General features: G+C 41.1%; 18 protein-coding genes and 1 tRNA gene. 11 read left to right on the top strand and 8 right to left on the bottom strand.

All coding sequences use genetic code 11. From position 1 onward, the window contains the following. Positions 1–61: 61 nt before the first annotated feature. Entirely contained in the window at positions 62–1,342 is a 1,281-nt protein-coding gene (locus tag EXE29_RS04715; RefSeq protein WP_120364016.1) for a sensor histidine kinase, read from the bottom strand. A 1,060-nt stretch (positions 1,343–2,402) separates the two neighbouring features. On the opposite strand from EXE29_RS04715, the gene EXE29_RS04710 reads away from it, so the two are divergent. Continuing rightward, positions 2,403–4,637, top strand: coding sequence for an NADP-dependent isocitrate dehydrogenase (locus EXE29_RS04710; protein WP_120364015.1), 2,235 nt, complete (start codon positions 2,403–2,405; stop codon positions 4,635–4,637). Positions 4,638–4,719: 82 nt separating this feature from the next. On the opposite strand, the gene EXE29_RS04705 is transcribed toward EXE29_RS04710, so the two are convergent. After that, positions 4,720–5,187, bottom strand: a complete 468-nt coding sequence (locus tag EXE29_RS04705; RefSeq protein WP_228198709.1) for a DUF3147 family protein — start codon at positions 5,185–5,187, stop codon at positions 4,720–4,722. Positions 5,188–5,237: 50 nt separating this feature from the next. Then, positions 5,238–5,324 (bottom strand) — tRNA-Leu (locus EXE29_RS04700). A gap of 173 nt (positions 5,325–5,497) precedes the next feature. Between EXE29_RS04700 and queA the strand changes: the two genes are divergently transcribed. The 8 genes from queA to secF all read left to right on the top strand — a co-directional run bounded on the left by queA (position 5,498) and on the right by secF (position 13,692). After that, entirely contained in the window at positions 5,498–6,538 is a 1,041-nt protein-coding gene (queA, locus tag EXE29_RS04695) for a tRNA preQ1(34) S-adenosylmethionine ribosyltransferase-isomerase QueA (protein WP_106984626.1), read from the top strand. An 11-nt stretch (positions 6,539–6,549) separates the two neighbouring features. Then, positions 6,550–7,578, top strand: a complete 1,029-nt coding sequence (locus EXE29_RS04690) for a hypothetical protein (RefSeq protein WP_106984625.1) — start codon at positions 6,550–6,552, stop codon at positions 7,576–7,578. A 23-nt stretch (positions 7,579–7,601) separates the two neighbouring features. After that, on the top strand, positions 7,602–8,168 hold the full coding sequence (locus EXE29_RS04685; RefSeq protein ID WP_106984624.1) for a LemA family protein: 567 nt from the start codon (positions 7,602–7,604) through the stop codon (positions 8,166–8,168). 50 nt (positions 8,169–8,218) lie between these two features. Next, positions 8,219–9,076, top strand: a complete 858-nt coding sequence (locus EXE29_RS04680) for a DUF4303 domain-containing protein (RefSeq protein ID WP_106984623.1) — start codon at positions 8,219–8,221, stop codon at positions 9,074–9,076. A 117-nt stretch (positions 9,077–9,193) separates the two neighbouring features. Next, a complete protein-coding gene (gene tgt / locus EXE29_RS04675; RefSeq protein WP_120364014.1) occupies positions 9,194–10,324 on the top strand; it encodes a tRNA guanosine(34) transglycosylase Tgt in 1,131 nt (376 codons plus the stop codon). Between the two features lie 104 nt (positions 10,325–10,428). Beyond that, on the top strand, positions 10,429–10,758 hold the full coding sequence (gene yajC / locus EXE29_RS04670) for a preprotein translocase subunit YajC (RefSeq protein WP_120364013.1): 330 nt from the start codon (positions 10,429–10,431) through the stop codon (positions 10,756–10,758). Positions 10,759–10,811: 53 nt separating this feature from the next. After that, the gene (gene secD, locus EXE29_RS04665) at positions 10,812–12,710 is read left to right on the top strand and encodes a protein translocase subunit SecD (protein ID WP_120364012.1); all 1,899 of its coding nucleotides are present in this window, start codon (positions 10,812–10,814) and stop codon (positions 12,708–12,710) included. Positions 12,711–12,720: 10 nt separating this feature from the next. Next, positions 12,721–13,692: a protein translocase subunit SecF gene (gene secF / locus EXE29_RS04660; protein WP_120364011.1), complete on the top strand. Its 972-nt coding sequence runs from the start codon at positions 12,721–12,723 to the stop codon at positions 13,690–13,692. 113 nt (positions 13,693–13,805) lie between these two features. Here the strand turns inward: secF and EXE29_RS04655 are convergent, their stop codons facing one another. The 5 genes from EXE29_RS04655 to cysM all read right to left on the bottom strand — a co-directional run bounded on the left by EXE29_RS04655 (position 13,806) and on the right by cysM (position 20,093). Beyond that, positions 13,806–14,471 (bottom strand): hypothetical protein, encoded by a 666-nt coding sequence (locus EXE29_RS04655; protein ID WP_120364010.1) that lies wholly within the window; start codon positions 14,469–14,471, stop codon positions 13,806–13,808. Positions 14,472–14,587: 116 nt separating this feature from the next. Continuing rightward, the gene (locus EXE29_RS04650; protein WP_120364009.1) at positions 14,588–16,894 is read right to left on the bottom strand and encodes a RelA/SpoT family protein; all 2,307 of its coding nucleotides are present in this window, start codon (positions 16,892–16,894) and stop codon (positions 14,588–14,590) included. 16 nt (positions 16,895–16,910) lie between these two features. After that, positions 16,911–18,326, bottom strand: a complete 1,416-nt coding sequence (gene rlmD, locus EXE29_RS04645; protein WP_120364008.1) for a 23S rRNA (uracil(1939)-C(5))-methyltransferase RlmD — start codon at positions 18,324–18,326, stop codon at positions 16,911–16,913. Positions 18,327–18,332: 6 nt separating this feature from the next. After that, positions 18,333–19,151: a 3'-5' exonuclease gene (locus tag EXE29_RS04640; protein WP_120364007.1), complete on the bottom strand. Its 819-nt coding sequence runs from the start codon at positions 19,149–19,151 to the stop codon at positions 18,333–18,335. A 21-nt stretch (positions 19,152–19,172) separates the two neighbouring features. Further along, complete coding sequence (cysM, locus tag EXE29_RS04635) at positions 19,173–20,093, bottom strand: cysteine synthase CysM (protein WP_117007192.1); 921 nt, start codon at positions 20,091–20,093, stop codon at positions 19,173–19,175. Between the two features lie 153 nt (positions 20,094–20,246). On the opposite strand from cysM, the gene EXE29_RS04630 reads away from it, so the two are divergent. Together EXE29_RS04630 and EXE29_RS04625 are read left to right on the top strand one after the other, a co-directional pair. After that, positions 20,247–23,060 carry a GacS-like sensor histidine kinase gene (locus EXE29_RS04630; protein WP_106984613.1) on the top strand — a complete coding sequence of 938 codons (2,814 nt, stop codon included), beginning with the start codon at positions 20,247–20,249 and terminating at the stop codon, positions 23,058–23,060. A 104-nt stretch (positions 23,061–23,164) separates the two neighbouring features. Then, on the top strand, positions 23,165–23,953 hold the full coding sequence (locus EXE29_RS04625; RefSeq protein ID WP_106984612.1) for a crotonase/enoyl-CoA hydratase family protein: 789 nt from the start codon (positions 23,165–23,167) through the stop codon (positions 23,951–23,953). The last annotated feature ends 23 nt before the right edge of the window (positions 23,954–23,976 follow it).

Genomic DNA, 23,976 nt, shown 5'->3' with positions numbered 1-23,976 from the left:
TTTCTAGTTATATCAGTTGCACAAGGCAAATGGGGAAAAATTTAGCGTTCATCACATCAAGTTATAGTTTCGCTTCAGCCTTCACTTTAGGTAAGGTCTCTACCTTTAGTACTTGATGTGAACTGGTGGCTTTAGGCAAATCCACCACGAATAACGTTCCCTCACCTTCTTTAGAATGTACGCTAATCGAACCGTGGTTTAAATCCACAAACCGTTTACATAAAACCAATCCTAAGCCCGTGCCTTGCTCTCCAGCAGTACCTTTAATACTGACTTTAATTTGTTGCTCAAATATATTCGCGACTTGGTTTTGATTCATGCCCAAGCCTGTATCTTGAACGCTAAAGCGAATAAACTCATCGCGCTCTTCTGCACGCAGAATCACTTTGCCTTCACCATCTGTATTGGTGAATTTCAATGCATTTGACACCAAGTTCTGAACAACCGACGTAATCATATTAATGTCGGCATTCACCTTTAGCCCTGTGGGAATTTCATTTAAAAGTTGAATATTCTTTTTAACTGCCAAGCTATTGAGCACACTACATACAATTTTAGCGGACTGATTCAAATCAAAATTAATTGGGTGATATTCAAAGCGACCACCTTCGGCCATGGCCCAATTCAGCAAACTTTCTAGTAAGTTATAGGTCGATTGAGCTGTATCACACAAATAATCCGCAATATTTTGAATACTTGATTCATCTAAGCTGTCACGCTCTTGTGCCAAGACTTCAGAAAAGCCCAGTAATCCATGAAAAGGTGCACGTAAATCATGTGCAATAATTTGAAAAAATTTGGTTTTGCTAAAATTTAATGCTGATTGTTGTTCGTACATTTCTTTTAATTCAGCATTTTCAACTCTGAGCTTTAAGACACTAAGCAAGCTTTGTACAAATTCAGACACGATTTCTAATTGCTTAGCTGTGTATTCATCAGCTCGATCATCAAACAATAATACCGTACCAATGCTTTGTTGTTCATCTCTTAAATGAAATGCCACCAGTCGCTGATGCTCAACGCCTAAACCATGTACATAGCCAGAAAAAGCCGAATAGTCTGTATGTTGGTGATCAATAATAGTGTTATCACCTTCAAAAAATCGCTCTAATTGTTCATTGGCATCTGCTAAGAAGGCTTTTACCCCTTCGTCAGAACCGTACCAAATATAAGGCTCATTTTTAAATGCCAAAATGGCACTTTCCATGCCTAAAATGCTACGAGCAAACTTGAGGAAATCTGCAATTTTATTATCGTCAGTATAAACACCCATCAACAAAGAAAGCCGACATGCACCCAGCTGTTCCGTCTGTGCGCCTATTTCTAATAAATTTATCGCCATAGACATCCTCTCTTGAATTGACTAAATTTGCAAAACCGAGCATTACACTCTACTTAATTAGCAAGATTAAGCACACATAGCAACAACAAAAAGCAACATTGCGACCAAAGGAGCTTGCTTTGGTGTAAACATCAAACTCCTTAACGATCGTAGTTAAAATACATAGTTGAATTTTCTAGAAAAAATTTTCAATGTTTTTCTAATAACTCATCATAACAAAAAGCCAAAACATGCCCAAATGAAATAATCTTTTAAGCATGCTCACTTACATTTTTTACAGACGGATTACATTTAGTTTTTATGTTTTGTTATTTACATCACAGTTTCATACTTCAGCCAATACTTTACATTTCGCCTAATTAACAGAACTTACCCACTGATCATAAAATTAGGCACTCAATCCAAGTGCACACCCAACGGTATAAACGCATACTTTCATTTTTTGTACTTACTGACAATTTTTGAAGATTTTCAACCTATCCACTGTCTAATTTCATTGAAATTCTATTTAGCTTCAAACAGTAAGCGACCAATTAAGCCGATATCTTCATGAATAAAGCTCTATGCAGTTTATGCAAAGCGATCAAAACCGACAATTAATATTGCACAAGTAAAATTGAGGTATCACATCTTTTGTATTTTTAAGCTCTTTACATAGATGACCACTTTATATTTAAAACCTTATATTTTTTGAATTGAGCAATGCTTTTAAACATAAGCTTGTTGACCGAAGTTTTTCTTGTTTTCGTCACTCGGGTCAATAGCCATTCTATATAAATAATGGTATACCTAAATTTAAGCGTTATTGTCCCAAACGCGCCTCAAATCTTGCCTTTTATTGGATTGTTTAATTCAATTTCAATTTCTCACAAAATAATTGTGCGAAAAGTAGACACTTTTCTGTATTATTTTTCAGCGAAATGACGTCATCACGGTATCTAGCGTTGACTGAAATGCGATGAGCACCGATACTTTCATAGTTTTATTTAAGCAAATCGGTTCGAAGGGGCTAAGTCATAAGCTCGGCCCTCAAAACACTATCTCAAGCAAGGGGCTATATATGGCTGGTGGAAAGTCAACTATCATTTACACACTGACCGACGAGGCGCCATTATTGGCGACATACTCACTGCTACCGATCATTGAGACCTTTACTAAGCCTGCCGGCGTTGAAATCGTTAAACGCGATATCTCTGTAGCATCACGTGTGCTCGCAGAATTTTCTGACTTCTTAAGCGAAGAGCAAAAGGTTCCAAACAACCTAGCAGAGCTTGGCCGTCTTACTCAAGATCCAGACACAAACATCATCAAGTTACCAAACATCAGTGCGTCTGTAGGCCAATTGACAGCTTGTATCAAAGAGCTTCAATCTAAAGGCTACGCTATTCCGAACTACCCGGAAAACCCAACGACTGAAGAAGAGAAAGAAATTAAAGCGCGTTACAGCAAATGTTTAGGTTCTGCTGTTAACCCTGTACTACGTGAAGGTAACTCTGACCGTCGTGCACCTACTGCTGTTAAAAACTATGCGAAAAAACACCCGCACTCTATGAGCGAGTGGAAGCAATGGTCACAAACTCACGTGTCTCACATGGATGAAGGCGACTTCTACCACGGTGAAAAATCTATGACACTTGACCGTGCACGCAATGTAAAAATGGAGCTAATCACTAAGACTGGCGAAACGATCGTTTTGAAGCAAAAAGTTGCGCTTCAAGACGGCGAAATCATCGACTCTATGTTCATGAGCAAGAAAGCGCTTTGCGATTTCTATGAAAAAGAACTCGAAGATTGTCGTGAAGCTGGCATCTTGTTCTCATTGCACGTGAAAGCGACAATGATGAAAGTGTCACACCCAATCGTATTTGGTCACTGTGTTAAGATTTACTACAAAGAAGCTTTCGAAAAGCACGGCAAATTGTTTGATGAGTTAGGTATTAACATCAACAATGGTATGGCTGGTCTTTACGAAAAAATCGAAACTCTTCCGACTTCTTTACGTGAAGAAATCATCGAAGACTTACATGCTTGTCAAGAACACCGTCCTGCACTTGCAATGGTTGATTCTGCTAAAGGCATCACAAACTTCCATTCACCTAACGACGTAATTGTAGATGCTTCTATGCCTGCAATGATCCGTGGTGGCGGTAAAATGTGGGGTGCTGACGGCAAACCTTACGACTGTAAAGCTGTAATGCCTGAATCTACATTCGCACGTATTTACCAAGAAATGATCAATTTCTGTAAATGGAATGGTAACTTCGATCCACGTACTATGGGTACTGTACCTAACGTTGGTTTGATGGCGCAAAAAGCTGAAGAATACGGTTCACACGATAAAACGTTTGAAATCGCTCAAGCTGGCGTTGCAAACATTGTTGATATCGAAACTGGCGAAGTGTTGATGTCTCAAAACGTTGAAGAAGGCGATATCTGGCGCATGTGTCAGGTGAAAGACGCTCCGATTCAAGATTGGGTTAAACTTGCTGTAACACGTGCTCGTAACTCTGGTATGCCAGCGATCTTCTGGTTAGACCCATACCGTCCACACGAAAACGAAGTGATCAAAAAAGTTGAAAAATACTTGAAAGATCACGACACAGACGGTCTAGACATCCAAATCATGTCTCAAGTACGTGCTATGCGTTACACACTTGAACGTGTTGCTCGTGGCCTAGATACAATTTCTGTAACTGGTAACATCTTACGTGACTACCTCACTGACTTGTTCCCTATTATGGAATTGGGTACATCTGCGAAGATGTTATCTATCGTTCCGTTAATGGCGGGTGGCGGTATGTATGAAACTGGTGCGGGTGGTTCTGCGCCTAAACACGTACAACAGCTTGTTGAAGAAAACCACTTACGTTGGGATTCTTTAGGTGAGTTCTTGGCATTGGCTGTTTCTTTAGAAGAAATGGGCATTAAAGAAGACAATGCTCAAGCGAAACTTCTTGCGAAGACTTTAGACCAAGCAACTGGCAAACTTCTAGATAACGACAAGTCTCCATCACGTCGTACTGGCGAGCTTGACAACCGTGGTAGCCATTTCTACCTTGCTAAATTCTGGGCTGAAGCTCTTGCTGCTCAAGACGAAGATGCTGCACTTAAAGCAAAATTTGCTCCACTTGCACAAGCACTTTCTGAAAATGAAGACAAGATTGTTGCTGAGCTTGCAGAAGTTCAAGGCAAATCTGTTGATATCGGCGGTTACTACGCAATTGATACAGCAAAAGTAAATGACGTAATGCGTCCAAGTTCAACTTTAAACGCTGCACTTGCTGCTGCTCAATAAGTTGATGCTGAACTAACACAAGTTAGTGACGTAAAAAAACCAGCGCGAAAGCGCTGGTTTTTTATTGGCCTACTCATTTTTATCACATTAAATGTATGCCAAAGCGTTGCAATACCAGTGACCACAAGAAAAATAATACTATCGTCACCAGACAACAAATTCCCAAAGTCAGCCAAAAACCACAGCGAACATATAGCATCGGAAAGAGTAAAAACATTGGCAAGGTCGGCACCACATACCAAAAGGTATACCATGCATGATTTGAAATTTTCTGTGGATCTTGATGTTCCAATTGCATCCAAATGAGCACAAGAATGGTGATCATCGGAAGTGCTGCTATCAACCCTCCCATACGATCGCTACGCTTTGCCACCTCTGAAATCAACACGATGACTGCTACTGTCATGGCATATTTTGCAACCAACCAAAGCATTTTAGGATCCTTTTTCAACAATGAATGACAGGCCTTTGTCATTATTTTAAACCCGATACATTCAATATGATTTCTTTTTTCATTTAAATGCACAACAGCATCTTTTTTAATTTTCATACAGCCAATAAAAAACCCCAAGACTTTAAGTCTTGGGGTTTTTTGAATCTTGGTCCCGGGGGTCGGACTCGAACCGACACATCATCTCTGATAGTGGATTTTGAATCCACCGCGTCTACCAATTTCACCACCTCGGGAATGAAGGCTATAATACGCTGTTTTCAAACACTGTCAACACCACAAAGACACAATTGATTATTTTTAACCCAATGATGATTTTTTCGTCTTAAAATTAAGCAAAATCAGCGCTAAAATCCAAAAAAGCATATAATAGCTCTTATTCAATCCCCTATTGTTTTAAGCACAAACCATGCAACTTTCAGATTTCAGTTTTGATCTCCCAGATGAGCTTATCGCTCGCTATCCATTAGAAAATCGTACCGCTTCACGCCTTTTACACCTCGACACCACGGGGCAATATCATGACCATTGCTTTACCGACATTCTCGACCTACTCAATGAAGGCGACTTATTGGTTTTAAATGACACCAAAGTGATGAAAGCACGCTTAAAAGGTAAACGTGCAACAGGTGGCGCAATTGAAGTATTGGTTGAACGTATTTTAGATCCACAAACTGCTCACTGTCATATTAAAGCCAGCAACACCCCAAAAGAAGGTGCTGAACTTTTTATTGGCCCAGATGAAGTAAAAGTGACTGTTAAAGGTCGCCATGAGAATCTATTTGTAGTTGAGTTTTCACAACCTATTTTACAAGTATTAGATTTATACGGCGCATTGCCAATTCCGCCTTACTTTAACCGTGAAGCAGAAGCCATTGATACCGAACGCTACCAAACTGTATTTAACGACCCAACTAAACTTGCGTCTGTTGCCGCTCCAACGGCGAGCTTACACTTTGATGAAGCACTGTTAGCCAAACTCAAAGCCAAAGGCGTACAAACAACATTTGTGACTTTGCACGTGGGCGCAGGTACATTCTTACCAGTACGTACAACAGATATTGAAAATCATATTATGCATAGCGAATGGTGTGACGTATCTGATGAATCAATGGCTTTAATACGCGAAACCAAAGCCCGTGGTAATAAAGTGATTGCTGTAGGTACAACTGCAACTCGCGCAACAGAAAGTGCAGCTCAAGCCAATGGTGGCGAGCTCAAAGGCTGGACAGGTGATACACAAATCTTTATCTATCCAGGCTACGAGTTCAAAGTAGTTGACCGACTTATCACCAACTTCCATTTACCTGAATCTACCCTACTCATGTTGGTATCAGCATTGTCTAACCGCGACAATATTCTTAATGCCTATAACCACGCTGTAGCAAGCAAGTATCGTTTCTTTAGCTATGGCGATGCCATGCTGATTGACAACATCAACCTAAAATAAAAAGAGCAGCTATGCCGATCGATTCTGTTAAACACTCCTTTCATATTCGTCGTAAAAAAAACGACGTCGTTTTTCGGAATATCGCTCGGCTTTGGGAGTTGGGGCGTAGTGCCCATGATCATCAAGCCCTCCTCGATGGCTTGCATCCATGGAATGCCCCAATTAACCTAAAATTTGAAAATGTCTTAGCCTGGTTTCAAGGCTGTATCGGGCTCATTTTTTTACTGCCAGTATGGATTACACCTGCCAATATCTGGGCACAACTGAGCTTCATTCTCGGCTTAGTGATTATGGCATGGGCCTATTTTAGCTATGAACAAGATGATCCGATTGAGGAAGTCATCGATTTTTTAGAACAACAAAGTATTGCTAAAAAATATCAATTGGCTTTCGATCGCCAACCTCACCATATTAGTGTTCCATTTAATTCCATACATTTTATTGCGCATTTAAAACAGCTTTTCCCTGTATTTGAACAAGGCAGTGTTTCCAATAAAATCACTCGTTATGCCAGCACAGTTTGGCAAGACGAAAATGATCAAGCACATCAAGTCATGCTATTTCAGTACCATTATGTTAATGAAATTAGGGTACGCGATAAAAATGGCGATGAGCATCAAGTTAAAGAAATTCATAAAGATCTATGGGGCGTATTTGTTTTTGACATCAACACCCAAGGACTTGCTGTCAGCACCTCAAATAAAAAATTTTATTATCCTTATAGCTACCCTTGGCACAGTAGTGATATCCAAATCAATCAACGCCTTAAATTCTATGGCAGTGATGAAATGGAAACTGCTAAATTAATGACCCCCGCATTTGTACTTCGCTTAGCTGATTTTTTTAAAAACCGAGAAGGTGATTTGCTTTTTCATCCAGAAAGTAAAATGCTGTGCTATATTGGTCCACATGATTTATTTAAAATTAGTAGTAAAACAAATGTGATTCAGGACATTTCAGCATTGCGTGGACACCTAAGAACATTTAAATTAATAGAATTAGAAAACTTACAACGTGATTTATTACTTTTTTTAAAGTAAAGGACTTATGGGGGCTTAAGTCGATGGGTTTACTGATTTTTCTGCTTTTAATCGTCGCTGTGGTGATTGCCTGTATTGCGATTCGCAATAACATTGTGCGTCATCACAATGCAACGGTGCGTGCTTGGGCAGATGTAGCAACCTATGAACGCCAAAAAATTAAAATCTTAGATGGCTTACAAACGTTGGTTGAGCAATACTCAAGTTTTGAAAAAGGAACTTTAGAAAAAGTCACCGAGCTAAGACAAAACATTCTAAATCTTAATTTAAAAAATACCGATGTTTCGCAATTGCAACGCATTGAGTCTTTAAATAAAGAATTAATGCACAGCTTAAATGTTGTGGTAGAAAATTACCCAGAATTAAAAGCAAATGAAATTTATCTTAAAATGATGAATGAAATTGAAGAGCAAAATGAAAATGTGGGGGCAGCCATTAGTATTTTTAACCGTAATGTCGAGCTGTTTAATAATCACATTCAAATTTTCCCAAACAACATTGTTAACACAATGACATTGAGCAAAAAAGCGATTCGTCCTTTTCGCGATGCTCAAGCAACACAAAGCTTCGACTACAAACCTAATTTCTAAAATAAAACGGTATTCCTTGGAATACCCTCTAAAAAAAGAATATAAACCTCATGATAGAACATATTGATATTTTAAAAACGGCACTCATTCAAGAGTTTTATCAACTCTATGATTATTATTATGAAGACGAAATTTACGCCTGCACCTTGGTATTCAACAAATATTTATCAATCGACTATTTAGCTGTATCCACCAAGCGCAGTATGTTTTCAGAAGACGAAGACAGTAAGCAATATTTATCACCAAGTGATCAATGGAATGTCCCAAAATGGCGTTATCGCTCTAGCCCTGCTGTAGACTCAGGACTGACCAAATTTAAATTTATTTTGGCGGACTACTTCAACTCACAGCATAGTTTTGGTAACCCCCTATTGGACAACCCACAACCCGATGCAAGCAACAATCTCGATATCCTACTCAATGCCTTTAAACAGGCCAAAGAAGCGTTAGTTGACTCTTACGGCTTAGACATCGATCAAATTTTATTTTTTATCAGCATTCCAACGCAGCCCGAAATTGAATTGCAATCCGCGCGCTATCTCAACCCAGAAAATCGCTTATTGCTTAATTTTCTCAAAATTAAAGAACCTAAAAAACAAACTGAGCACCCAACAAGCAAGCGTTTTAAGCTCACTCAAGCCGATAAAGACATGCTAATTGATATTGCACAGCTGGTCGAAGTTGAACCTTATGACTATCTACAAGTTGCACAAGCGGCCTACATGCTGACGCTTGAGCCTCACTTTATCGACACCAATATTTATATACAAAAGTTAGTGCAAACCATTGCCGCTATGCCATCTGGTGAACGCGGGAGCTGTGAAATGCCCAAAAAAGAGATTTTGGCACGCCTGAGCCAGTTTTATCATTTGTCAAACTTTGCTCAACACCCAGCAGATTCACTCTAAGAAAATTACATCGACTAAACGATGCAAAGCTGGTGTTTAGTTGCAGAATCAAGGAAAATAGCGCGTTTTAGCATTAACAATCAGCGAACTGTTTTTTCGCCTTGATTTGGAACACCTATGAAGTTTGAAAAATTAGCGCAGTCGGGCCGTGCCCGTCGTGGTCGCTTAACCCTAGAACATGGCGTCGTTGAAACGCCAATGTTCATGCCTGTAGGTACTTACGGTACAGTTAAAGGCGTGTTGCCTCGTGATATTAAAGAAATTAAGTCACAAGTTATTTTGGGTAATACCTTCCATTTATATTTACGCCCTGGCTTAGAAGTTATTAAGCAACACGGTGGCTTACATCAGTTTATGAAATGGGATAAACCTATTTTAACTGACTCAGGTGGTTTCCAAGTATTTAGCCTTGGCGCAATGCGTAAGATTAAAGAAGATGGCGTAACCTTCCGTTCTCCAATTGATGGTTCAAAAGTATTTTTATCACCAGAAATTTCGATGGACATTCAACATACGTTGAACTCTGACATTGTGATGATTTTTGATGAATGTACGCCCTATCCTGCAACGCATGAAGAAGCGCAAAAATCTTTGCAACTTTCACTTCGTTGGGCTAAACGCTGTAAAACACAACATCATGAAGTTCTCAAAAACCGTAATGCCCTGTTTGGTATTATCCAAGGGGGTATGTACGAAGACCTACGTGATGAATCTTTAAAAGGTTTACTCGAAGTTGACTTTGACGGCTATGCCATTGGCGGCCTTTCAGTGGGTGAGCCTAAAGAAGAAATGATCAAAGTATTGGATTATCTTCCTGAAAAAATGCCCGCAGATAAACCACGCTACTTAATGGGTGTTGGTAAACCTGAGGATATTGTGGAAGCTGTACGCCGTGGTGTAGACATGTTCGACTGCGTAATGCCAACTCGAAATGCACGTAATGGTCATTACTTTGTGACCGATGGTTTGGTGCGTATTCGTAACAGCCAATACCGCCATGACCAAGGCCCACTGGATCCACATTGCGATTGCTACACTTGTACCAACTTCACTCGCTCATATTTATTCCATTTAGAGAAATGTGGCGAAATGTTGGGTTCAATGCTCGGCACGATTCATAACTTACGCTATTACCTGCGTTTAACTGAAATGATGCGCGACGCACTCGACAACGGTACATTTGATGAATTTGTGCAAGACTTTTATGCCCGCCGTGGTCTAGAAGTTCCGCCTTGTCCTGAAGATTAATCCTTCAGCATTTGCGCTAATGAAAAAGACAAGGTAAATTGCAGAACAAGCCAATTTATTGTCATGTAATTGATATACAATTTTATTCGTTTTAGGAAATACAAATGAGCCTTTTTATTTCTACAGCTCACGCAGCTGGTGAAGCAGCACAACAACCAAGCATGATGGCAAACTTGCTCATGATCGCTGTGTTTGTTGCTATTTTTTACTTCTTGATCTGGCGTCCTCAGTCTAAACGTGCGAAAGAGCACCGCTCACTGGTTGAAAGCTTAGGTGTAGGTAGTGAAGTTGTTTTTGCTGGTGGCCTTATGGGCAAAATCGTTAAAATTGAAGGTGATTTTGCAGTGGTTGAATTGAGTCGCGGTGTCGAAGTGAAAATCCAACGTGCAAGCGTGATTTCAGTTCTACCTGAAGGCACTTTAAACAACCTTTAATCAAAAAACAGTCGTGCATTTGCACGACTTTTTTCATTTTAAGAAGAAAACAGATGCGTTACCCAGCATGGAAATATCTGCTGATCATCGTTGTTCTCGTGATCAGTACATTATATGCCCTGCCAAGTTTGTATCCAGATGAACCTGCTGTTCAAATTTCGGGTGCCAAAGCCGGTACTCAAATTGATCAGAGCATCGTGCAAAAAGCAGAGCAAATATTAAAAAGTGACAATATTGCATCGCATGACAATAGTTTCACCAACAATGCTGCACTTTTACGTGTAGATTCAAGTGAAGCACAATTAAAAGCAAAAGAAGCTCTACGCCGTGGTTTAGGTGATGACTATGTTGTCGCACTTAACTTGGCACCAACAACACCAGAATGGCTCCAAAAAATTGGTGCTAAGCCAATGAAATTGGGTCTGGACTTACGTGGTGGTGTTCACTTCCTGCTTGAAGTTGATATGGATAAAGCCATTTCTCAGCGTATGGAAACATCTGCTGCAGATTTGCGCCGTCAATTGCGTGACAGCAAATTAAAATTCAACAGCCTCACACTCAACAACAACTCGATTACTTTGCAATTTGCAAATAACGATGACCGTTCAGCTGTGATGGATTTTCTACGTCGTAACGGTAACGAATATACGCAACAAGCGATTGCCACTGATAATGGCTCAACTTTGCGTTTAACCTATACCGACGTTCGTAAGCAAGAAATTCAATCTTATGCAGTAAACCAAAACTTAACCACTCTCCGTAACCGTATTAACGAGTTAGGTGTGGCAGAGGCATTGGTACAAACACAAGGTAGCAACCGTATTGTGGTTGAGTTGCCTGGTGTACAAGACACTGCAGAAGCTAAACGTGTTTTAGGTCGTACTGCAAACCTCGAATTCCGTTTAGTGTCTGATCAAAATGATCAATACATTGATCCGTATACAGGTCAGGCAAAAGGCTCAGTTCCTCCAGGCACAGAAGCATTCGCTTATGAGTCTTTAGACAGTGGTCGTCAATTACTGCTTAACCGCAACCGTATTCTTACTGGTGAACGCGTACAAAATGCCTCTTCAGGCTTTAGCCAAGACACTGGCGGTGCTGAAGTGAACATTACCCTAGACACTGCGGGCGGTAAGCTCATGTCTGAGGCTACACGTGCTGCCGTTGGTAAACGTATGGCGGTATTGTTCATTGAGAACAAACAAAAAATTAGATATGTAACAGACCCAGCTACAGGTGCTCAAACAGAAGTTCGCACACCGTATACTGAATCTGTTGTCATTAATGCAGCAACCATTCAAGCTGTATTAGGCTCACAATTCCGTATTACTGGTTTAGCGTCACCACAAGAAGCGGCTGAATTGGCATTAATGCTCCGTGCAGGTGCTTTGGCTGCGCCAATGTACTTTGTCGAAGAACGTGTCATCGGGCCTAGTCTTGGTCAAGAAAACATTGATAAAGGCGTACTGTCTACACAAATCGGTTTCTTGCTGGTTGCCATTTGGATGGTGGTATTCTTCCGTCTATTTGGTTTAATTGCTAACTTTGCCTTGGTGGTAAACTTAGCGATGATCTTGACAGTGATGTCATGGATTGGCGCTTCCCTCACCCTGCCAGGTATTGCAGGTATTGTCATTACTATTGGTATGGCCGTCGACGCCAACGTGTTGATCTGTGAGCGAATACGAGAGGAAATGAAATGGGGGGCATCGCCTAAGCAAGCTATTATAGCTGGCTATGATCGGGCCTATAACACCATTTTCGACTCCAACCTCACTACATTCTTGGTTGCATTTATTCTTTTTGCTATCGGTACAGGCCCAATCAAAGGCTTTGCCGTAACACTTATGATTGGTATTGTTTGCTCAATGTTTACTGCAATTACAGTAACACGCGCAATCGTACAGCTCATTTATGGCAAAAAACGTAACTTAAGCAAGCTGAGCATTTAGGAGATCAATCATGACTGAAAATAATCAATTGGATCCTAAAAAATACGGTCGACCAGACAATGAACGTGTGATTCCGTTCATGAAGATTTCAGTTCCGGCTGCAATCATTTCGATTCTGCTGACCGTTGCCAGTATTTTCTTTATTACAACTAAAGGTCTCAACCTCGGCTTAGACTTTACAGGTGGTGTATCTGCTGAACTGAACTACAGCAAGCCTGTTCAAGCCACTGATGTGACTGCAGCACTTGCTGAAGCAGGCTTCAAAGACTCTGTGGTACAGACATTAGGCTCAAACCGTGACCTTATGGTCCGTATGCCTGTACAAGAACATGCTGAAGCGGCAAATTTAACGCAAGAAATTACTGCAGCAGCTCAGTTACCTGGGAACAAAGCCGAAGTTCATAAAGTAGATGTTGTAGGTGGCCAAGTCGGTAACGAGCTTTACCTTCGTTCGGGTGGTGCTGTTGCCCTCGCATTGTTATTAATGCTGGTCTACGTGACCATCCGTTTCGAATTCAAGCTTGCAATGGGGGCTGTACTCTCTTTGTTTCACGATATTATCGTGACACTGGGTATATTTGCCATGATGCAATGGCCATTTGACTTAACCGTATTGGCAGCAATTTTGGCAATTATTGGTTTCTCTCTCAACGATAATATCGTTGTATCAGACCGTATCCGCGAAAACTTCCGTAAGATTCGCGGTGCTGAGCCTGTTGAGATTATCAACATTGCCTTGACTGAAACTTTACGTCGTACAGTCCACACTTCAATGACATTATTACTTGTGGTTTTAGCCATGATGTTCTTGGGTGGTGATGGCCTTAAATGGTTCTCTGTTGCGATGTTTGTTGGTGTTTTTGTCGGTACATATTCATCAATCTACATTGGTACAGCCTTCGCTTTGTGGCGTGGCCTGAACCGTCAAGACTTTATCGTACAAGTTAAACCTGAATTTGATGAAGAAGAAATTCCTCACTAATTGAAGTTAACGGATTAAAAAACCCATCATCTGATGGGTTTTTTATTACGTTAGTGCAATCCTATCAAATATTTTTTACAGTCCTAAAAATGGCCAACATTACCATGCCAATTTCAATCAGAACGTGTATAAATCATAACGATTGGATCCATATGTAGCACATCTGTACAAGCAAAATTGACAGTTTTTTGCTGGTCTAAACTTTGAAAATAGTGATCTGTCTGCGTGCTTTGCAAAAACTGTAAAAATAAACAGATATTATTGACCAGCTTTACACATACCCAATCCTGCGTTTTTATGTCTAAGCTTCGATTACACAACACCTTCCAACCTACATTCAACATCGGAGCGTAGTTAGCCTCCACAATACAAACACCATATACATCGTTTGGGTGATATGTCTGTGAATCTAGATCAATATTGTATCCCTCTGGGCTCAGGATTAAATGAAAAGCCTGTTTTTCTACGCTTGCCATTTCATACATTTGAATATCATGATGACGATGATCTATATTCTCAAGCTGTTCTAATACGGGTGAATGAGCACATTGTTGCAGTATATTTTCTGAATCTAAAACGCCATCAGGCAATTGCAATTGTTGCTCAAGCAACCGTGCTGTTTTTTGTGAAATTGGCCTGTGGCTATTTAACAGTTGAGAAACTTCAGCCACACTCAAACCATAATGCTCACAAATAGCCTTCCCTGTTTGAAACTGAGTTTGCATTAAATGTTCAAACCATTGATTTAAATTATCTCTGCGTTGTTCTGAAAGCGTCATAAGTCGCAATATGTATTTTTATTCATGCTTAATAATAAATACCTTACATGAAAAAACCCGCATTGGCATGCGGGTTTTTTCATCAATTTATACGGCTGTTATATCAAGTCCGAAGCTTAATTCCCTTGAACTAGACGTCGAGCACTAATAATGCCAGGCTGTTGCTCTAGTCGTGCAAGCAGACGCGAAAGCTGTGCCAAACCTTTGACTTCAATTAACAATTTCATATTCGCAATACCATCAGACTCTGAAATGGTATTCACCTGACGAATGTTAATTTGATCTGAGAAAATCACCTGCGTTAAGTCTTTCAGCAAACCACGGCGGTCGTATGCTTCCACCACAATTTGCACGCTTTGACCACGTGTTGGTTGCATTTCCCAATCGGCTTCTACTGCACGCTCAGGCTCTTGCTGAATCATGCGCATATAGTCTGGGCAGGCAACCTTATGAATACTTACACCGCGATTGAGTGTGATATAGCCCCCAATCGATTCGCCATGAACAGGTTGACAGCACTGTGCAACATGTAATTCAACGTTGTCTAAACCATCAATTAAAATACCATGTGCAGATAGCGTATGGCTGGCACGTGGGTTTAATGTCGGCTTCAGCACCAGTTCAGGTTCATCCTGATCCAAGTGCATGTGACGGTTGACCTGATTAATGAGCGCATGCAGGCTAATATCGCCACTGACTAAGCCAATGAGAATATCTTCGCCCGTTTTAACATTGAAGTGACTGCAATAGTCATTTAAATCAATACTTTTCGGGTGAATTGCCAACCGTGCTAATTCTTTATTCAGAATCTCACGTCCAACTTCTAAATTCTTGCTTCGATCTTGCTGACGGAACCAATGACGTAACTTATCACGAGCGCGGGCGGTTTTAATGTAACCTAGCGAATTGACAATCCAATCACGGTTCGGCTCACGGTCTTTCTTGGTTAAGATCTCAACCTGCTCACCTGTTTTTAAGGTGTAGGTTAAAGGAACATAACGCTGATTGACCCGTGCAGCATAACACTTGTTTCCGACCTGCGTATGTACATGATAAGCAAAGTCTAATACGGTTGCGCCACGCGGTAATTCTTTAATGTCGCCATCACGGCTAAACACATAAATTTTCTCGAAACCTTCAAAGTCTTGAATTTGTTCAAAACTTTCTTCGCCTTCTTCGTCTTTATGTGCGCTAGCATCATTACGTTCTTGATAATGTTCTAAAACTGAACGTAATGAATGTAAACGATGATTGAATGAATGGTCGGTATTTTTCGAACCTTCTTTATAGTTAAAGTGCGAACACACACCCAATTCGGCTTCTTGATGCATGGTCTGCGTACGAATTTGTACTTCGAGTGATTTATTTTCAGCAATCACAGCGGTATGCAATGAACGGTAACCATTGGCTTTTGGGTTGGTAATATAGTCATCAAATTGATGTGGAATATGACGCCAAATTTGATGAACGATACCCAAGGTGTGATAACACTCGGGAACACTCTTGACCAATACACGTACCGCACGAATGTCGTACAACTGATCAAAGCTCAAATTCTTACTTTTCATTTTTCGATAAATCGAATAAATGTGTTTCACTCGGCCATTAATTTCGGCCTCAATATCATGATCGAGTAATTCTTGGCGTAATTTATCGGTGACGAATTGAATATATTGCTCGCGCTCTAAACGCTTTTCATTGAGTAGCGAGGCAATTTCTTTATAGCGCTCTGGAGCCAGATAACGGAAAGCTAAATCTTCTAGCTCCCATTTCAGTTGAGCAATGCCTAAGCGATGCGCCAAAGGCGAGTAAATGGTTAAAATTTCACGCGCAACACGTTCCTGACGCTCTTTTGAAGAGTTCGCCAATTCACGTAAGGCATAAGTTCGTTCTGCCAACTTAATTAAAACAACTCGAACATCTTCTGTCACAGAAATCAGCATTTTATAAATGCCAGTTAAGTGCTCACGTTGATTATTATTAAAATGGTCTTCCAGACGTTTATTTTGTTCAATCAGCTCTGAAAGCTTACCCATGGCCAAAGTGCCTTTGACCAATGCAAAAACTTGCTCACCAAATTGTTCACGTACTTCATCCAGTGATATCACACCTTCACGTACGCCACGGTAAAGCATTGCTGCCGACAAGGTATCTTCGTCTACATGTAAATGCGCTAAGATATCAGCCATTTCAATACCTGTATAAAAGGTATTGGAACGATGATGAACCGTCGACTCAAGCTCTTTCTGTAGCGTCAAGTGTGCAACTTCTTCAAGCTGCGTTAAAGATTCACCATCTAGTATGCCACGCACACGATCTAGCCATTCGTCTAGATCATGTAGTGCTTGATCGGCATGTTCTACAGTCGTTTCCTGAGACAACTCATTGAGACGCCCCGGGAGCTGTTCACGTACTGTGACCATACCCTACTCCTCTTTTTTACTTTTCATTACTACTTAAATCGTCAATCTGAGTGCTTAGATCAATCTGTTCAAATAACGCGATAGACTCTACGTGCCCAGTATGCGTAAACATATCCATGACACCTGCTCGGCTCAGCTGATACCCCTGCTGTGCTAACACACCTGCATCACGTGCGAGTGTTGCGGGATTACATGAGACATAAACTATTCTTTTTGCACCAAACTTGGGCAGATAATGCATTACCTCTTCCGCACCTGAACGTGGAGGGTCAATCAATAATGCATCAAATCCTTGATTTGCCCAAGATTGATGCGAAAAATCTTTTGTTAAATCTTGTGAATAGAAGCTCAGCCAAGAAATTGCATTATTTTTTGCATTTTCTGTACCACGAGCGACCATATCTTCACTTCCCTCAACAGCCACCACTTTGCCCTGTGCACCAACACAGCGCGCTAGCGGTAAAGAGAAATTACCCAAGCCACAGAATAAATCTAAAACACGCTCACCCGCCTTCAACTGAAGCAAATCACATGCCAGCTTCACCATTTTTGGGTTAACACTTGAATTTACTTGAGTAAAATCTAATGGACTAAAGGCAAAAGTCGTATCAAATTCTTCTAATCTGTAATGCAAACGCATTTCAGTCCCTTGGCCGTCCTCTCGGACTAAACTTTCTGGCCCTGCTGCTTGTAAATAAAGTTGCCACTGCTTCTGTAACGTAAATTTTCGCAATTCGTTGACATCGTCATCGCATAATTTATCGGTATGTCGAATCAGCAAAGCAACGTCTGCATCTCCCATGGCCAATTCTACATGACCAATGTCCGCTTTGCCTTTTAGACTTTGGAGTAATTGTTTTAACCGTGTAATCGAACCAAATTGCTGATCTAACACCATACATCGGTCAATAGAGGTCAATTTATTACTGGCATTTTCACGAAAACCCACAACCAATTTATCTTTGTGTGGCAAGTAACGTACGCCAATTCGTGCTTTACGCCGATAATCCTCACGACCTGAGCGTAAAGGCGCTAGCCACTCTTTTGGGCTTAATCCTGCAAAATGGCTTAAATGCGACTTTAATACATCCTGTTTTAAGCGAATTTGCTCATCTGGATGTATATGTTGCATATTACAGCCGCCACAAATCCCAAAATGCGGACACGGCGCCGGCACACGTATTTCAGACGCTTCACTGAGCAGTTCTAGGCTGTCGGCTTCTTCTAAACGCTTTGCAGTATGGGTAATAGTTGCACGTACAGTTTCACCGGGTAAAGCATAACGGATAAAGACTTTTTTACCCTGCTTTTCAATTGGATGCTCAGGATGTGAACCATAATGAGCAATGCCACGCCCCTCATGTGACAGCGACTCAACTTGAAAAATATAACTTTGCGCTGGTGCTTTTGGGGACTTGGCTTTGTGTTTCATGTGGACCTAATGTGTGGAAGATGGGAAATCAAATTGGGTAAAATCGGTTTGCTTCGAGTTTTCTCGCCAAACCGCTAAAAATTCAGCTTGCTGGGGCTGGGTGACTAAATACTGAATGGTTGATTGCACTAAATGTTGATGATCAGACGCTAAAATTTGCCCTTTCAACAATTGCCAGCGCAAGTAAATCAGCCATGTATTCAGTACATCGCCTTCGCAATAGCTAGTGAGTTGTTGCCATTGCTCGGTACGGACATATTCAGGCACATGATATGCCCCATCACCACGCTTACCAGGAAAACCCAATAAATGTGCAATGTCATCCAGCTTTTGAAAATGACGACCATTAAACATGGCCATGACATCCATTAAATCGACATGACGGTGGTGATAGCGATTTTGGTAGTTATTATAACGCTTTTGTGAATCAATCTCGCCCTGATCAAATAAACTTGGCGCAGATAGACCATGATACATCGCACGAAATAAAATCACGGGGACATCAAATTGCGAGCCATTCCAGCTCACCAACGTGGGTTGGCGTTTATCAAAAATAGATAAAAAGCGCTTTAAAATTTCAGCTTCACTATAATTTTCACGGCTAAATGAAAACAGTTTCATGCCATTTTCATCTAACCAAAAACCTGAAATACAGACAATTTCATGCAAAGCCAAACGCTGAAAGTCTGTACCACTTTCTTGGCGTCTTAACTTTGCCAAAGCCGCGCCTAAATCGGCTTCGGGTAAATCGAGTCCGTATAAATGCGCACCTGATTTTAAATCAGTCAAAGTTTCAATATCGAAAGTTAAAATAGGTAAACGCATAAAGACTCTTCAACCCCGAAATTATTCAGCATCAACCACAGAGAATAAACCTGTAGATAAATAGCGATCGCCACGGTCACAGATAATGCAAACAATGACTGCATCTGGGTTTTCTTCAGCCAATTTTACTGATGCCCATACCGCGCCACCTGAAGATGTACCCGCACTAATACCTTCAACGCGCGCCATTTTACGCGCAGTTTTTTCAGCTTCAATTTGCGGAATATCCATAATACGGTCAACACGACTCGCATCAAAAATCGTCGGCAAGTATTCTGTAGGCCAGCGGCGAATACCTGCAATATTTGAACCTTCAGAAGGCTGTAAGCCAACAATTTGAATCTCTGGATTTTGTTCTTTGAGGTATTTTGAAATCCCCATGATGGTGCCTGTGGTGCCCATCGCGCTCACAAAGTGAGTAATTTTACCGCCTGTTTGCTCCCAGATTTCTGGGCCAGTGGTCAGGTAATGTGCTTCTGAATTATCTGGGTTACCAAATTGATTAAGAACCAAGCCCACGCCGTCTGCTTGCATTTGCGCTGCCATATCACGCGCTTCTTCCATACTTGCAGATTCAATTAATTCTGCACCGTAGGCACGCATGGCATCTTTACGTTCTTGGCTTGAGTTCGCTGGCATAATCAGCTTCATCTTATAACCACGCATGGCAGCAACCATTGCCAATGCAATACCTGTATTTCCGCTTGTCGCTTCAATTAACGTATCACCCGGCTTAATCTGTCCACGCTTTTCGGCTTGCATAATCATGTTATATGCTGGACGGTCTTTGACTGAACCTGCTGGGTTATTGCCTTCTAACTTGGCCAATACAGTTGCTTGAGTGTGACATGCCAGACGCTGTAAACGCACCAACGGAGTCTTTCCGACATAATGGTCTAACAAAAAATCGTCTGCTTGAAAATCAGGGGTTATATTACTCATTATTTGTACCTTTATCGAGGTGCGCTTATTGTATGAAAAAATGACTGCGCCTGCACCCATTTACGGGGCTTTTTCGTGAAAGTGATTAAAGCGCAATCAGTTTCAAATAAAGCATGCTAATATGCAGTGCATAAGGAATAAACTGCTTGAATCATGTCAAATATCAACAAAAAGCTTTTTAAACGCCTACACTTAAATCATGCCTATGGACAGCTCATTGCGTTAATTTTTGTGCCCATTACAATTTTGGCATGTGTGGGTGCAACCTTGGTCATTAGCGAAACTTCCAATGCCGCCAAAGCACAACAACGCCAAATGGCGATTGCGATTTTGACGCGTTTTCAGCCTGCATCCGAAGATGCGCTCAACTTATTGGCACAATATCCATGGCAATTCGATCAAGCACGAAATGCCATGCAAAATATGTTTAGCGAAAAACATTTGATTCGTGCTGCAATCTTAGACAGCCAAGAAAAAAATAGAATTAGTTTTGGCTTCCAAGATGATGCGCCATGGCCAAAGCTTGCAGAGAACAAAAAATCAGAGTTTATTGGGCCTATTCGTTTAAATCACAGTAATGTGTATGCCACACAAATTCATGATGAAATGAATACGCCTTACTGGCTGGTGATTGAGCTCGACAACCAACCTCTAGAAATTGCACACTATCGCGTGCTGATGGTGTTGGTCGCAACAGGTTTACTGACCCTACTTTTATTATTGTTATGCCTCAATTTCTATTCGCGTCGCTGGATTGCACCGATGTACGAAATTCGTATGCAATTACAACGCCTCAATGCTGACACCTTAGATCAGCACATGATTATTAACAGTACAGGTGAGCTTCGCCTTTTACAGCGTGACATTGCCAACGTGGTCAATCGTCTGCATTTTAGTTTTTTAGAATTACGCGAACATACAGAACAAACCGAAGACGATTTACGCCGTACGCTCGATACTTTAGAAGTGCAAAATATCACTTACCGTCAAGCACGCGACCAAGCGATTCATGCCAATCAATCTAAATCGGTTTTTTTAGCCAATATTTCCCATGAACTCAGAACACCCTTAAACAGTATTGATGGCTTTATTCATCTGTTACTGCGCCAAGGTAATTTGAGCAATGAACAAAACTTATATTTACAAACCATTCGCAAATCTTCTGCACATTTGCTGGCACTCATTAACGATGTATTAGATTTTTCTAAAATTGATGCAGGCAAGCTTGAGCTTGAAACAGCGCCTTTTGACCTAGAAGAAGCTGTTTTTGATGTGATGGACATGCTTTCGCCATTGGCTGCGCAAAAGCATATTGATATGACTTTCTACTATGCTGACAACGTGCCCGTGCATGTAATTGGCGATGCACTGCGCTTTAAGCAGATTTTGACCAATTTAATTTCCAATGCCATTAAGTTCACCCCTGATGGTGAAATTATTGTTCGTGTGCGAATGGAACATGATGATATTGGCCAGTGCCTACTTCATTTTAGCGTACAAGACAGTGGTATTGGCCTAAGTGGCACAGACCGTAAAAAGCTGTTTGAATCCTTCTCACAAGGTGATGCCTCCGTTACACGTCAATTTGGCGGTACAGGTCTTGGTTTGGCAATTTCTAAACAATTGGTCAACCTCATGCATGGTCAAATTGGCTTTGAAGACAACCAAGAACGTGCACCGACCGAAAAAGGGTCAACCTTTTGGTTTACCGCAATGTTTAGCGTGAATGAAGATGAAGAAGTCATCCATCCACAATTTGAACATTTAACTGTGGTATCATATTTAGCACATCCTGCTACAGCCAATGTACTACGCCACTACCTTGAAGATTATGCTGTACAACACGTCGAAGCACAGTCGATTTTAGATTTATTTAGCCGTCTAAATCAGTTTGAACATGCTGAAAATACTTGGCTCATTTTAGACCATAGTGGCGATACCGAAGCCATGCTCAAAGAAATTCGCTCACGTTATCACGGCAATTTGGCGATTTATGGCTATCAAATGCTACTCGATCCAAGCATGCTAAATGAATACCGTGCTCGTCCATTACATCAACCGCTGAGTCGTAGTGCATTGGCACAATTGTTGGGTAATGAGCCCTTGTTTGAACATGACGCCATGGATAACTTTGATGGCCAAGGCTTACATATCTTAGCGGTCGATGACCATCTACCCAACTTGATTGTATTAGAGGCGCTCTTATCTGAACTTAACGTGACCACCACCAAAGCACTCAGCGGTCAAGAAGCCTTAGATATTATTCAATCTCGCCATGCGCAAGGGCTCAAAGATTTTGATTTGGTCTTCATGGATATTCAAATGCCCGTAATGTCTGGCATTGATACCACGCGTGCGCTGCGTTCATTAGAATCCACCAAAGAAGAACAAAAACGTCTGCCGATTATTGCGCTCACGGCACATGCACTTTCGGATGAAAAGCAAAAGCTGTTGCAAAGTGGTATGGATGATTACGTGACTAAACCGATCCAAATGGAACAGATTATTCAAATCTTGACCCATTGGACCGCTGAAAACTTTAAAAAGCCTGTTGCTGTAGAACGTACTGCTGTTATTGATTCACTCGACAGCAATATTTTAGATTGGCAACAATGTCTTATGCTAGCGGCCAATAAAGAGGACTTGGCGGTCGATTTGCTCAAAATGCTTACTGACAGTTTCGAAATAGAAGTGAATGAAATTGAACAGCTGATTGAGCTTGAAGATTTCCCACAACTCGAACATGTGCTCCATCGTTTATACGGTGCAACTCGCTATGTCGGCACACCCAATTTGCAAAATGTTACGGGTAGCTTTGAGCAATTTGTTTCAACCTTACGTAAAGAACGCCGCAGAGCCGATGATGCCTTCATTCAAGAAGTCCACAAACGCTTTGATGAAATGAAAGCCATCATTGCGCAAGTTGAACTGGCAGCCCAACATATTTTAAGTCAGCACAATACTTAAACAGGTCGTCATGCCCGATTTAAATAGAAGGATGACTGAGCTGTCATGCATGCAAGATAAGCTCATGCTATGCTCGTCGCAAAGAAACAAAAAGAGTGTACAACATGGCTTTGGTCAAATTTGAAAATAACAACGGCATTGCAACCGTTAGCCTAAATCGCCCAGATAAACGCAATGCCATGAGTTTTGCCCTGCTCAAAGAGCTGGTAAACATTGCCAATCGTATTAAAAAAGACCGTACGATTCGCTGTGTGATTTTAACTGGCGAAGCACAAGTATTTAGTGCAGGCATTGATTTAAGTGATTTAAACAACCCGAAAAACACCGCTTATGCTGCATGGGAACTGATCCGCCCTGGTCAAAGTCTGTTTCAAAAAGCATTTTTGATTTGGCAAGAACTGCCTGTTCCAGTGATTGCCGCCATTGAAGGCTATTGCTTTGGTGCAGGTATGCAACTTGCTCTGGCTGCCGATATTCGTATTGCACATCCAGAAACGCAAATGTCGATTATGGAAAGTCGCTGGGGTTTGGTTCCAGATATGGGGCTCAGCCGTTCGCTTAAAGGCATTATTGGCTTAGATTTGGCGAAAGAATTGACACTTACTGCCCGTATTTTTGACGCCAACTATGCCAAAGATATTGGTTTGGTCACGCATCTCAATGCAACACCGCTTCAACAAGCTCAAACACTCGCTGAAGAGATGCTTGGCCGCTCACCTGATGCCTTAACCGCAGCCAAACGTGTACTAGATGCTATGGAACATCAACCAAGTAAATCTTTACGTTTAGAAAAAATTTGGCAACTTAAATTATTGCTCGGCAAAAACAGCAAACTGGCACGTAAAAAAGACAAGAACCCTGAAGTTCAATTTTTACCGCGCCAATTCCGCTAAGCTTAAAACAGTATGATCATCTA

Origin of the sequence: Acinetobacter sp. WCHAc060006 (genome assembly GCF_004209135.1) — a bacterium.
Classification (GTDB): Bacteria; Pseudomonadota; Gammaproteobacteria; order Pseudomonadales; family Moraxellaceae; genus Acinetobacter; species Acinetobacter cumulans.
The sequence above is the reverse complement of the archived record's forward strand: the minus strand, read 5'-3'. Positions and strand labels throughout refer to the sequence as shown.

Bases quoted from the DNA above. Each gene is read 5' to 3' on its own strand.
- EXE29_RS04625 (WP_106984612.1), top strand. From the start codon at position 23,165: ATGGCTTTGGTCAAATTTGAAAATAACAACGGCATTGCAACCGTTAGC.
- queA (WP_106984626.1), top strand. From the start codon at position 5,498: ATGCAACTTTCAGATTTCAGTTTTGATCTCCCAGATGAGCTTATCGCT.
- EXE29_RS04655 (WP_120364010.1), bottom strand. From the start codon at position 14,471: ATGACGCTTTCAGAACAACGCAGAGATAATTTAAATCAATGGTTTGAA.
- secF (WP_120364011.1), top strand. From the start codon at position 12,721: ATGACTGAAAATAATCAATTGGATCCTAAAAAATACGGTCGACCAGAC.
- EXE29_RS04710 (WP_120364015.1), top strand. From the start codon at position 2,403: ATGGCTGGTGGAAAGTCAACTATCATTTACACACTGACCGACGAGGCG.
- EXE29_RS04690 (WP_106984625.1), top strand. From the start codon at position 6,550: ATGCCGATCGATTCTGTTAAACACTCCTTTCATATTCGTCGTAAAAAA.
- yajC (WP_120364013.1), top strand. From the start codon at position 10,429: ATGAGCCTTTTTATTTCTACAGCTCACGCAGCTGGTGAAGCAGCACAA.
- tgt (WP_120364014.1), top strand. From the start codon at position 9,194: ATGAAGTTTGAAAAATTAGCGCAGTCGGGCCGTGCCCGTCGTGGTCGC.
- EXE29_RS04640 (WP_120364007.1), bottom strand. From the start codon at position 19,151: ATGCGTTTACCTATTTTAACTTTCGATATTGAAACTTTGACTGATTTA.
- rlmD (WP_120364008.1), bottom strand. From the start codon at position 18,326: ATGAAACACAAAGCCAAGTCCCCAAAAGCACCAGCGCAAAGTTATATT.
- EXE29_RS04650 (WP_120364009.1), bottom strand. From the start codon at position 16,894: ATGGTCACAGTACGTGAACAGCTCCCGGGGCGTCTCAATGAGTTGTCT.
- EXE29_RS04715 (WP_120364016.1), bottom strand. From the start codon at position 1,342: ATGGCGATAAATTTATTAGAAATAGGCGCACAGACGGAACAGCTGGGT.
- secD (WP_120364012.1), top strand. From the start codon at position 10,812: ATGCGTTACCCAGCATGGAAATATCTGCTGATCATCGTTGTTCTCGTG.
- EXE29_RS04630 (WP_106984613.1), top strand. From the start codon at position 20,247: ATGTCAAATATCAACAAAAAGCTTTTTAAACGCCTACACTTAAATCAT.
- EXE29_RS04680 (WP_106984623.1), top strand. From the start codon at position 8,219: ATGATAGAACATATTGATATTTTAAAAACGGCACTCATTCAAGAGTTT.
- EXE29_RS04705 (WP_228198709.1), bottom strand. From the start codon at position 5,187: ATGAAAATTAAAAAAGATGCTGTTGTGCATTTAAATGAAAAAAGAAAT.
- EXE29_RS04685 (WP_106984624.1), top strand. From the start codon at position 7,602: ATGGGTTTACTGATTTTTCTGCTTTTAATCGTCGCTGTGGTGATTGCC.
- cysM (WP_117007192.1), bottom strand. From the start codon at position 20,093: ATGAGTAATATAACCCCTGATTTTCAAGCAGACGATTTTTTGTTAGAC.